The sequence below is a fragment of the Paraburkholderia sp. FW306-2-2C-D06C genome (assembly GCF_058781505.1).
The window spans coordinates 38,627-50,579 of sequence record NZ_JBYSWU010000061.1; the positions used below are offsets into that span (position 1 = coordinate 38,627).

The following is an 11,953-nucleotide window of genomic DNA, read 5'->3' on the forward strand; positions in this document are numbered from 1 at the left end:
AAAATGAATGCCGAAATGCGCTTTCGGGAGGCCTTTGAACGTATCAAGAACGGTGAGCCGAACGTCCTGGATCGCGGAACGGCCGTTACACAGAACAACGTTGCTCGCGAAGCCGGTTGCGATCCATCCGCACTTAAGAAGGCGCGGTTTCCGGCGTTGATTCGAGAAATCCAGGCATATGTCGAACTGCACAAGGTTGATCACAGATCGCAGCGTCAGGCACGCATCAAGCTCCGCAGCCGCAGGCGAACGCTGGAGGAGCGGCTCGCCGATGCTTTGCAGCAGCGAGATTCGGCACAATCGCTGGTGGCAAGCGCGAACAGGCGTATTGTGGAACTGACGGAGCAAGTCCGCTCGTTGCAGCACCAGATCGACGAACTGGTGCAGCGCCTGAGGTGACCTGTCACTCATAGAACTGAGCTGTCGCGTGATTGTTGGTGGACTTTCGGACCGGCGCAATCCAAACACAGCGATGCTGAGCGTGCACACGGACGAACGCTCGTCACTACTTCCGCCGCCGACAGCTACGGAGCGATCTATTCAGGTAGCATCGGGCAGCAGTCGGCCACAAGCGGTCGGTCGAAGCCGCCATCCAATTTAGATACCAAGGCCTCGTCCGCCGTCGCTCAATGGCCGGTTTCCGGCGAGCGAATTGCCGGTGGCACTTCCTCGACACGGCCAGAAGGCGACGTTCAGCGCCTGGAACGACCCGGCGCTGGAATGGCCGGACTAGCTCCGGTAGCAGCCGCAAAGTAGCGCTTGCGACGGAGAACGCAAGATCACGAAGCCAAAGGCCATGGCACCTCTCATTGTGATCGGGGCGACGGCGCTTAGAAGCCCGCGGTCCGATCGATGAGTTTTTTTCACCGCGGAAGGCTTTCAAGCAGTTCGAGAATTCTCCCGCAATGTTGATCTTTTTTGCGAGCGCGACTGGCTGCCAAATCGGTCCGCGCGCGTCATAAATATCGCCCTCCCCGTCGCCCCCGGTGCGTAGAAGCTAGAGGCGATCCTCAAAGTGCGCAGTCGCCCACACTGCACGCGACATTCTTGACAGTCCGCAGCCGCTGCGCTGCGCCGGGGAGCGTCTGCCGAGGCCGTCGCGTCTCGATTTCCTGTCAGCGAGTTTTTCTCACCGTAAGCCGAGATAAAGTCGTTTGTTGAGGAGCGGCGCGTCCGCTACTCTAAATGCACGCACCGATCTGACCGGCGCGTCAAATCAAAAGCGCACCAAGACGTTCCTTCGACCCATCCCGTTCGGGAAGGGCGGCTAAGCATATAAAGCGCAAGTCCTTGACGGACGATTATTCAAATCGTAGGAGACAACATGGGATTCAATCGTAGAAACTTTCTCATCACCGGAACCGGAGCAGCCGTTGTCGCAGCGACAGGCCTCCTGGATGGTCCGTGGGTTCGACGCGCCAACGCGGCAGAGTTCTCGTATAAGGTCGGGACGAACCTGCCGGTAAATCACCCGCTGAATGTTCGTATTCAAGAGGCATCGGATGCGATCAAAAAGGAGACAGACGGTCGGGTCGACCTCCGCGTGTTTCCAAATAATCAGCTCGGTGGCGACCCGGACATGTTCTCGCAGTTGCGAGCTGGGGCACTGGAGTTTTACACGGTGTCGGGCGCAAATACCTTGTCGACTCTGGTGCCGAAGGCATCCATTTCTGGCGTCGGCTTCGCGTATAAAGACTATGACCAGGTATTCGCGGCATTCGATGGCGACCTTGGCGCCCATATTCGCGGGCTTATTGGAAAGGCGAATCTGGTTGTTCAGGACAAGATCTGGAACAACGGGTTCCGCCAGATCACGACCAGTACGAAGCCCATCAAGACTCCTGCCGACCTGCAGGGCATGAAAATCCGGGTGCCGGGTGGTCGTCTCTGGATCTCGCTGTTCAAGTCGCTTTCCGCAGCCCCGGCGTCGATCAGCTTCAACGAGGTCTATTCTTCGTTGCAGACAAAGGTCGTCGACGGACAGGAGAACGCGCTCGCTGTGGTAGACGCCGCGAAGCTCTATGAAGTCCAGAAATATTGCTCGATGACGAACCACATGTGGGACGGCTACTGGTTGCTGGGCAACAAGACAGCGTGGGAAAAAATGCCGTCCACCGTCCGTGACATCGTCTCAAAGCACCTCAATGCGGGGGCGTTGAAGCAACGACAAGACGTGATCCAGTTGAACGCCTCCCTGCAAAAGACGCTTGAGGGCAGAGGGCTTGCGTTTAACGCCACTGACGCGAACGCGTTCCGCCAAACCCTGAAATCCGCGAACTTCTACACGGAGCAGAAGCAATTCTTCGGCGACGAAGAATGGAGTCTCATGGAGAAATACACGGGGAAGCTCGCATGAGAACGCAAATGCTGAAAGACGTGGATGACGCGCTCGAACAACAGACCAGCGCAACTGTCCACCAGACGACGAAGACAATGCCACGCTGGCTGTCCCGTGTGGACTTTGCGCTTGGCGTAATCGTCTCTGTGCCTGCGGCACTGCTGGTGCTAGCAGAAGTTATCCTGCTTTTCAGCGGCGTTGTTGCTCGTTATGTCCTGCACCACCCGTTAATCTGGAGCGACGAACTCGCTGCCATCCTGTTTCTTTGGCTAGCAATGACAGGTGCCGCTACGGCGTTGCACCGAGGAAGCCACATGCGCATGACGGCACTGGTCAACCGCATGGGCGAGCACTGGGACCCATTCTGGGACACCATTTCGATGGTGGCGAGCATGCTTTTTCTCGGGCTCATACTTGTTCCATCGATCGCTTACATCAAGCAGCAGTGGGACATTCTGACCCCGACAATGGAGATCAATGACGGCGTACGCGTTGCGGCTATCATCTTCGGGGTTGTGTCGATGCTGCTGATCTGCGTGGTCAAGTTGTTAGCAATCGGCTGGAAGACCGCTATCGCTGGGGTTGCGGTGTCGCTAGTAAGTGTGTTTGCGTTGGAACATGCCGGACCTGTTTTGCAATCGCTTGGAAACCTTAACCTAGTGATTTTCTTCGTTGGAGTGGTCGGCTTCACGGTCTTGAGCGGCATGCCCATCGCATTCTCCTTCGGCCTTTCCGTGTTTGCTTACCTTTCAATGTCAACCTCCATGCCGTTGGAAATCGTCGTCAGCCGCATGGACGAAGGAATGTCTCAAATCCTTCTGTTGGCTGTGCCGATGTTTATTTTCCTCGGGCTTCTCATTGAGATGACAGGGATGGCACGGGCGATGATCAACTTCCTGGCATCGTTGCTGGGTCACGTTCGGGGTGGCCTCTCATATGTTTTGGTTGGCGCGATGTACCTGATTTCTGGGATTTCCGGTTCAAAGGCGGCCGATATGGCGGCCGTTGCTCCGATTCTGTTCCCTGAGATGAAGAAGCGTGGCGAGAATCCCGGCGAGCTCATCGCACTGCTATCGGCAACCGGCGCACAGACCGAAACGGTTCCGCCAAGCATCGTGCTCATCACGATCGGATCGGTTACTGGCGTATCAATCTCTGCGCTTTTTACCGGCGGTCTGTTGCCGGGGCTCGTACTGGCGTTCATGTTGTGCATGCTTGTCTGGTGGCGGGCCCGAAAATTCGAGCCCACGTCCTCCACGAGGGCCGCGTGGTCCTTGGTCGGAAAGGCTTTTGTGGTATCGATCCCGGCCTTGGCCCTTCCGGTTATCATCCGCGTGGCTGTGGTCGAAGGCGTAGCCACGGCAACGGAAGTTTCGACAGTCGGCATCGCGTATTCTGTTGTCGCTGGGCTCATGGTGTATCGATGCTTTGATTGGAAGCGTGTTGGCCCCATGCTCGTGGAGACGGCCGCTCTTTCCGGTGCGATCCTCATCATCATTGGTACGGCTACAGCGATGGCGTGGGCGCTCACACAGTCCGGCTTCTCTCACGGACTGGCGGATTTCATGCAGCATCTGCCAGGGGGCGCGTTCACCTTCATGGTTGTGTCAATTTTCATGTTCATCATCCTGGGCAGCGTCCTCGAGGGAATACCAGCCATCGTGCTCTTCGGGCCGTTACTTTTCCCCATTGCCCGGGCTGTCGGCATCCATGAAGTTCAATACGCGATGGTTGTCATTCTTTCGATGGGTTTGGGGCTGTTCTCGCCGCCGTTCGGGGTCGGCTATTACGGCGCGTGTGCAGTCAGCAAGATCTCGCCGAACTTGGGCATTCGTCCGATCATGGGTTATATGGCTGCACTGTTCATTGGCATTGTGGTCATCGCAGCGGTACCGTGGATTTCGACCGGCTTTCTGAAAACCTGAGAGGCGCCTAACGCAGAAATCAAAAGGGCTGGACGCACGTTCAGCCTTTTTTGTTTGGAAGTCGCTTCGGGGCATCAGGGGATCGTGGCGATGTTGATAAGTTGATAAGGCCATGAGATGGTGGGAAGCAACTATCGCCAGCGCGGATTGGACACGGCGTCAGTGCGTTGCCGCCGGTATCAAGTTGCGGAACAAGAGAAAAGAACGGTGCCTGCAACAAGCTCGCCTGTGCCGATACGATACGCTGGATGGACGATCAATCCCCGTTGGCTTTATCGGCGCTTCGAGTTTGATCGCACTGCAGCAAGGCTTCCCCGGATCGGACTACCAACATGCCAAGGAGCTGTTCCAACTTAGCGTGGCATCGTGTGAAAAGCCCCCCGGATATGCCGCTAAGCTGGACGTCGTAGATACATACGATCTTCTCGAGTATAGACCTCGCGTTCTCACTGAGCGTCCATGGCCCGCCGCCTGCGCGAACAGCAGCGATGGCCTCTATCTCGCGCTCAGCGTCGCAGTAAAGCTGATAGGTGCCGGCGCCCAGTCCCTCGTTCCACATCAAATATGAGAGATATGTTGTTCGGATGAGTTGATATAGCAGATGCTGGCTGCCGTGGCCGGATTGAAACGAAGCAAGGGCGAGGTGCGAGACTAAAGACAGGTCTTTGACAAGCGGCAAGGGAAGCGGAAGAAGCATCTGTTTGGACAGCGCCGGTCCGCGTCGTGGTTTTTTGAGATTCCGTGCTTTCGTTACCATGGCGGATACCAGCGCCTTGCCGAAACTCATGGGGCCCGCGCAGCGCGCCCCCATGCCCTGACGTATGAATGAAAGATCAGGAAGGGTAGACGATTCTCAGCAGATTACTGATGCCGGGCGTGCCAAACGGGACACCTGCTGCGATCAGGAGCGGTTTGCGGCGGTCGACACCGATCCGATGCGCTGCCGCCGTGGCCTTCGTGACCATATCTTCAACGTTCTCCGCATCGTCGACATGTAAAGGACAGGCACCCCTGGTCAACGTAAGTTGACGCGCAACGGCTTCATCAGGAGTGAGCGACAGGATGCGGGAGGTTGGCCGTTCGCGAGCAATCCGCTCGGCAGTCGCGCCGGAAGTGGTATAGGCGACGATTGCTGCAACCGACAACATTGATGTAATGGTAAAGATCGCTGCGCTAATCGCCTCCGGTGCGTCAGCAGAGGCCGGTGGCCTGACTGCTTTCAGCAGTTGACGATACGAGGGCGCATTCTCTGTGTGCTCGATAATCCTATTCATCATCGAAACGGCTTGGACTGGAAAGGCACCTGACGCGGACTCCGCGGACAGCATAACGGCATCGGCGCCGTCAAAAACGGCCGTCGCTACGTCGGACGTCTCTGCTCGCGTGGGCACGGCAGAGTTCACCATCGACTCCAGCATCTGCGTTGCTACAACGACAGGCTTTCCGGCCTCCCGGCATAAACCTACGATTCGCTTCTGGATTACCGGGACTTCTTCGGGGGGCAGTTCAACACCCATATCGCCACGCGCAATCATGATTCCGTCAGAAGCCTCGATGATTTCCTCGATCGAATCAACGGCGGACGGCTTCTCGATCTTGGCGATAATCTTAGCCCGGCCTTTGATCAGATTACGCGCTTCGCGCACATCGTCTGCCCGCTGCACAAAAGACAGTGCGATCCACTCTACGCCTTGTCCTAGGCCGAATTGCAGGTCTTGCTTGTCCTTATCGGTCAGTGCTGGAATGGGGAGGACCACGCTCGGGACGTTGACGCCTTTTCGGTCCGAAAGGATGCCGCCGATGACAACTTCGGTCGTCATACGGGTAAGCGACGTATCGACGATCTTGAACCTCAGCAGGCCGTCGTTGGCAAGCAAAGTATCGCCGATCGCTGCGACTGCGAAGATTTCCGGGTGAGGGAGACAGACCCTCGACTCGTCACCGGGCGCGCTATCAAGGTCAAAGCTGAAGGTCTGTCCTGGCCGCAGATCGACCTTCCCATCTTTGAACTGCGCCACACGTAGCTTCGGCCCTTGCAGATCAAGCAGCACGCCGATCGGACGACCATGTCGGGCCTCGATGCGCCGAATTGCCAGCAGTCGCTGAGCCTGTTCCGTATGGCTGCCGTGGCTCATGTTCAACCTGAAAACGTCGGCGCCGGACACATACAGGCTCTCAATCAGGCTCTCGGCGGAGCTTGAAGGTCCGAGCGTCGCAAGGATTTTCGTGGAGCGGTTTCTGTTCATCGATGAAGATTCTCAGGTTACGGAAGACTTCGTGCGGAAGAGACGAGGAATCGAAGCGGGCGGAGATGACGCCGCTTGGGAAAGCGAGCAACTACCGCCTTCAGATGCGACGACATTGCAGTCGGTCTCCATCCGTACAGGGAACTTATGCGATAGAGACTTGCTCCGCGTGACTCAGTGCGGAGGTCCTCCTTCTCCCCATCGCCGAAGCGTGGGGGCCGTTGTCCGACGTGTTTGATTGATGAAACGGGAACGCGCTTTAGGTCGCGGTTTCCCGTTAGCACCTACTTTGCGGCGTCAAGAAGTGTGGCTGCGTCGTGCGGCGCGGCGATTATCTTGTGGTGCCATCCCGGGCGATGACAAAGAAGTTTTCGTCGCCCATCTGGCCGCCTTTCAGGGCGAGCTGCAGGTTTTGCAAATGAGACTTGTCTGAAAGCACGCGGCACAATGGCGCGCCTGCGGCGAGGCGCCCGTCAATCTCAAGTGCATCGGGCCCAAGAACCTGTGTGACTTGACTCGACGTATCGCCGCCTGACAGAACCAGGCGGCGCAAATGAGTGGCCTCAAGGACAGCACTCGCGACCGCGCCAAGCCGTTGGCCCAGCAATCGCCCCCCTTGATGCCGAGCGTCGTCCGGGGTCAGTCCGTCGGCGGTAAAGCACTCGAGCATTTCCGCGATGCGTGTATCGCGCGGGCCACGGGCAGTATGCATGATGACACTGCGCCCCTCGCTGACCAGCGCAATCGTGCGTCCGACGATATCTTCAGCTGTTTGCTGCCACGAGTCTTCCCGGACAAGCGCTTTTGCGTCGATGGCAATCTCGGCGAAGCCTGCCGCGATCGCCGTGTCAATCTGTGCGGCAGAGAGCGGTGAGGCACTCCCAGAGATGGCAAGAATTTGACTCGTGGGCGCGATATGGTCGTAAGATCGCTGCGTATTGGGAAGCTTCCCGAGTTCACGCCACCATTGGGTCAGCGCATACTCGACCCCGGACGAGCCAATGGTAAATATGGGACCGACCGTTGAAGCGTAGCCGTCAAGGATGCGGCCGACTTCGGTCAGATGACGTTCCGTGACTGTATCGAGCAAGATTCCCGCGTCGCCGGTTGAAGTTGCTTCCGACCACGCCCGGTCTATTTCTTCGCGAGCGCCTTCCAGACTGGGCAGGAAGATCCCGGAGAGAGGCAGGTCTGTCTGCAGCGCCAGATGGCGCAGAAGATCTCCTTCCATCATCGGTGTGACCGGATGGACACTCATAATCGGATGGCGATCGATTCGATAAGTCTTGTTATCGGTACCGGATCGGGCAAACAGGTTGCCAAAGGCGCAGTAGCGTTTTAATGCTGGAGTACCGGCAACAATCGGAACTGGCGTACTGGTGATTCCAGCGCGGGCTATCTCCAGAGCTTTTCCGATGCTTCCGATCGCTGGGCCACTATCGAAAGTTGAACAGACTTTGTAGTGCAGGATCGGAGCATTCAGGGCGCGCAGAGCCCCGAATACCGATGGAAGAGACTCGTCCATTTCGGACGGACTCATCCCTCGACTGTCACCTGCGACACCGATAGCGTCAAATCCGCCGAGTTGCGACAGTCTTTCGGACGAAGGCGCTGTCAAGAAAAGGGCGCACCGCAGCCCCGCGAAAGCCAGGACTTCCAGAGCGTCAGTCGAGCCGGTAAAGTCGTCGCCGTAGAAAGCCAGACGCAATGCCGCGTCGGATTGTTCAGCTTTTGCACTCATCCTGGATTACGCCGATTGGAAGTGAGACAGCGCAGCACGCAGCGCAGGTCGGGACTCCGCGAAGGTTTTCAGATCTACTCCTTCGACTGCTGCTTCCCACCCTTCTCGCATACTGGCAACACCCGCGGCGATTCCATGCGGATGTCCGATGATTCCGCCGCCGGCCAGATGCATCAGGTCCACGGAGCCCAGCTGAGCATATAGGTCAGGAGCTTGAGACGCCCACTGGCCCGACGAAAAAACTGGCATCAACGGCTGCACACCCGCGAACGGTGCCAGGCAGGCACGGGCCGAATCGATGACCGATGCATCTGGCTCCCAAAACTTGCTGCGAATGCCGTTGACGTGCAAATGATCCACTCCAGCAAGTCGCCACAACTTCTGAAACGCCTGAAAGGAGAACCCGAGTTGCGGGCAGCGAGTGAACGCACCCCAGCCGTTGCGATGGCCGTGGATAGGTAATTGGGCATGCTTGCGAAGATGCTCGACGCCAGCAAAACCAACCCAATTGATGCAAACCATCACGCACGTACCGCCGGCCCGTAGAACCGCGTCGTGTCGCTGGAGCATCTCGTCGATTGTGCCGGAGATATTGATCGCGTACATCGGCATGCGACCCATGCGGTCCGCGTGTCGATGCAAAACCGGCATGACGGCTGCGAGACGCTCATCAAAGCTCGCGTATGCTGGATCGGCGAGCAGCTCGTCATCCTTGATGAAGTCGATGTCTGCGGCGCAAAGACTATCGACGATTTCAGCCGTCTGCTCCGGAAGCAAGCCAATGCTCGGCTTGATGATCGTCCCGATCATTGGTCTGTCGTATACCTTAGCGAAGTCACGGGTTCCGCCAATACCGAATTGAGGGCCGGGGAATTGTGCCGCGTACGTTGCTGGTAGATCGACGTCAAGCAGGCGCAGCCCTGTCACTTCCCCTAACTCAAACAGGTTGCCTGCAACAGTGGATAAAAGGGTGGGCAGATTGGCGCCAATGTTGTCCACCGGAAAGGCGATCTCGATTTCGCCTCGATAATAGACACTCGGCGACCCCTTCCGTTCGACGTGAGCACTGCGCAACGACGGCTCGAGAACGGGGGGGTGAGAATCCACCTTCACTACGCGAGCACGGGCACGATTTTTCAGGGCATCGGTCTCTCCCGGGAGCGACAGAAACGTTCCGCTAGACTGTTCGCCCGCAATGACTTCTGCGGCTTTTGCAATCGGCACTGCGCTTTCGACGAGATAGCGCGCAGTGAATTCCGCTCTTTGATGGGAGATTTCGACCATGTTTGACTCTTCGTCCTGGGTATTCGAGCTGAAACCGGGCGCATGGACCTGCCGTGGCGGCATGCGCTTTAGCCGGGGGATGACCAGAATATAGATTTGACGTGTTGCGACATCAAACGATATGATTTCTCGACGCCGAGCGAAAAACTCACAATAGGCCACTTCCATAAGCCGTGGGCCTCGGGCCCATAGGAGCCCATGTGCCTCGTCTTTCATTGAATGCGCTGCGCGCCTTTGAAGCCACAGCTCGCCTGCGGAGCTTCGGTGCCGCCGCCGACGAGCTCAGCGTGACTCATGGTGCGGTCAGCAGACATATCCGTGCACTCGAAGACCAGCTGGGTGTCCTGCTGCTGTCACGCAATGCACACTTGACGGAGCCGACGCCCGAAGGGGCGCAGATGGCCGAAGGCCTGAGCGTGGCGTTCAACCTTATACAAAGGACCGTCGATCAGCTGAAGCCCGGGCCGTTGACGCTCTCGTGCTCGGCCTCGATCATGATGTACTGGCTGCTGCCGCGCCTCTCAAAGCTGAAAAATGCGATCCCATCGCTTGAGCTGAGTTTCAACACAAGTCATGGCGAAATCGACTTTACCCGAGACAAGATAACGGTGGCGATACGGCTTTCCTCCATCCCGGTACCTAAAGGTGTCACCCCGATACCGTTGATTGAGGAATGGATCGGCGCAGTGTGCGCGCCAGAGTACATGCAAACAAACCGGATCGAAAAACCGAGCGACCTGGCGCGTGTGCGGCTTCTAGCAACCAATACGCGACCGTCCGCGTGGGCCGACTGGTTTAAGGCGACCTCGACTGTGCTCGAAAACCCGCCCGAGATCGCTGAATCGTTCGATCATTTCTATCTTCAGATCCAGGCCGCTAAATGCGGATTGGGAGTCGCTGCAGTGCCGAGAATGCTTGTCCGGGACGAATTGGACTCAGCTGGTCTTGTCGCGCCGTTTGGCTTTGTCCCAGGCCCTGTAAGCATTGTGCTGTGGGTTGCTCCTCACGCGGAGAGTCAGTCGAAAACCGTCGCCTTGGTGGAATGGCTGAGGAACGAGCTACAGCAAATGGAGGGATGAAGCCTCATCAGCCTGTTTTCTCGCCGCGATCTACGTAATGTAGTGTGACTTTTTTTCACAATGTGCGGCCTTATTATCCTTTGACCGTGTCCGCTTAGGCTCCAATAATCTCCATACGGGATGGCGCGCAGCGCCGTCGTTCTACGCTTACGGGCATCCTGTCGATGCCGCTAGCGGTCTGACATCAAAAGGGACAAGGTGGAGCAGATGGAGCAAAAAGACGCAAGCCGCGTTGCAGTGGTCACGGGCGGCGCAATGGGCATCGGTGCAGATTCAGCAGAACAGCTTGCAAAACGGGGTTATCACGTCGTTCTTGCCGATATCAACCAGAACGCCGCAGAGGAAGCGGCGTCAAACTTGCGGCGCGCGGGCCTGTCAGTTTCGGCTACGGAGATGGATGTCTCAAGCGCCGAATCGATTGCCGCTGCGTTCGATGCGATCGACAAGACGCACGGGCGTTGTGACGTGTTGGTGAACGGCGCCGGCATTGCCAAGCTGGTGCCATTCATAGACTATCCCCTCGACACGTTTCTCAAAACCATGCAGGTCAATGTAACTGGCGCGTTTCTATGCTCCCAACATGCCGCGCGTCTGATGGTTAAGAACCGCTGGGGCCGCATCATCAATATAGCGTCGGTGGCCGGCATGCGAGCGGTCGGTAAGGGACGCACGGCCTACGGCACGTCGAAAGGCGCTGTCATCGCTTTAACGCGCCAGATGGCGGTGGAGCTCTGTGACTACGGCATCACCGCTAACGCAATCGCCCCGGGTCCAGTTGATACGCCGATGACTAAGGCGCTCCACAGCGAAGAGTTCCGTGCCGAATACTCAAATGCGATTCCGATGAAGCGATACGGCACGACGTCGGAAATCGCCGCAGCCGTCTGCTACTTGGCGTCCGAGGAAGCTGGATACACGAACGGGATCGTGCTTCCGGTGGACGGTGGATTCCTCGCATGGGGGGCAGGCGCGGTTTGAACGGCATTCGAGGGCTCGGGACACCAACCGCTGGGAGCAAAGGATAGTGGCATCCGATTGGCTTCTAAATCCGTGCGCGGTCGGTGAGCGCCGGCTTGACCGGTAGCAGCCTTTCAGCGCGTCCTGAGCATTAGCAGGCGGGGCGGCGTCCTTGAGAGCCCGTTATACCGCTCGGGAGCGGCCGTTCAGGTCACGGAAAGGCTGAACGGCAAGTTAGGGTCGGGAGTACGCACTGTCGACTGGCCGCTTTCCAGCGATGAGTTTAAAGAGCGGACGGACGCAGCACGACCCTTCTGAGACGCTCGTTGCACCGCACCGCGAACGGCAGGCACCCGGGGCGCAAGGGCCGTTCGCTATGACCG

Annotated in this window: 9 protein-coding genes; 5 read left to right on the top strand and 4 right to left on the bottom strand. The window is 57.7% G+C overall.

From position 1 onward, the window contains the following. Nucleotides 1-3 precede the first annotated feature (3 nt). The 3 genes from AC3WLT_RS31885 (at nucleotide 4) to AC3WLT_RS31895 (ending at nucleotide 4,263) form a co-directional block, all read left to right on the top strand. Nucleotides 4-399, top strand: a complete 396-nt coding sequence (locus AC3WLT_RS31885) for a hypothetical protein (protein ID WP_492595608.1) — start codon at nucleotides 4-6, stop codon at nucleotides 397-399. Between the two features lie 925 nt (nucleotides 400-1,324). Beyond that, nucleotides 1,325-2,356: a TRAP transporter substrate-binding protein gene (locus AC3WLT_RS31890; RefSeq protein ID WP_492595609.1), complete on the top strand. Its 1,032-nt coding sequence runs from the start codon at nucleotides 1,325-1,327 to the stop codon at nucleotides 2,354-2,356. Nucleotides 2,357-2,433: 77 nt separating this feature from the next. Then, on the top strand, nucleotides 2,434-4,263 hold the full coding sequence (locus AC3WLT_RS31895; protein WP_492595617.1) for a TRAP transporter large permease: 1,830 nt from the start codon (nucleotides 2,434-2,436) through the stop codon (nucleotides 4,261-4,263). Between the two features lie 256 nt (nucleotides 4,264-4,519). On the opposite strand, the gene AC3WLT_RS31900 is transcribed toward AC3WLT_RS31895, so the two are convergent. The 4 genes from AC3WLT_RS31900 to AC3WLT_RS31915 all read right to left on the bottom strand — a co-directional run bounded on the left by AC3WLT_RS31900 (nucleotide 4,520) and on the right by AC3WLT_RS31915 (nucleotide 9,534). Further along, on the bottom strand, nucleotides 4,520-5,050 hold the full coding sequence (locus AC3WLT_RS31900; protein WP_492595610.1) for a hypothetical protein: 531 nt from the start codon (nucleotides 5,048-5,050) through the stop codon (nucleotides 4,520-4,522). Between the two features lie 46 nt (nucleotides 5,051-5,096). Continuing rightward, complete coding sequence (gene pyk, locus AC3WLT_RS31905; protein WP_492595611.1) at nucleotides 5,097-6,509, bottom strand: pyruvate kinase; 1,413 nt, start codon at nucleotides 6,507-6,509, stop codon at nucleotides 5,097-5,099. A gap of 331 nt (nucleotides 6,510-6,840) precedes the next feature. Then, nucleotides 6,841-8,250 (bottom strand): four-carbon acid sugar kinase family protein, encoded by a 1,410-nt coding sequence (locus AC3WLT_RS31910; RefSeq protein WP_492595612.1) that lies wholly within the window; start codon nucleotides 8,248-8,250, stop codon nucleotides 6,841-6,843. A 6-nt stretch (nucleotides 8,251-8,256) separates the two neighbouring features. Beyond that, entirely contained in the window at nucleotides 8,257-9,534 is a 1,278-nt protein-coding gene (locus tag AC3WLT_RS31915) for a ribulose-bisphosphate carboxylase large subunit family protein (RefSeq protein ID WP_492595618.1), read from the bottom strand. Nucleotides 9,535-9,734: 200 nt separating this feature from the next. Here AC3WLT_RS31915 and AC3WLT_RS31920 point away from each other — a divergent pair, with 200 nt between their 5' ends. Both AC3WLT_RS31920 and AC3WLT_RS31925 read left to right on the top strand, forming a co-directional pair. Beyond that, a complete protein-coding gene (locus AC3WLT_RS31920; protein ID WP_492595613.1) occupies nucleotides 9,735-10,613 on the top strand; it encodes a LysR substrate-binding domain-containing protein in 879 nt (292 codons plus the stop codon). 207 nt (nucleotides 10,614-10,820) lie between these two features. After that, nucleotides 10,821-11,591, top strand: coding sequence for an SDR family NAD(P)-dependent oxidoreductase (locus tag AC3WLT_RS31925; protein ID WP_492595614.1), 771 nt, complete (start codon nucleotides 10,821-10,823; stop codon nucleotides 11,589-11,591). Nucleotides 11,592-11,953 lie beyond the last annotated feature (362 nt).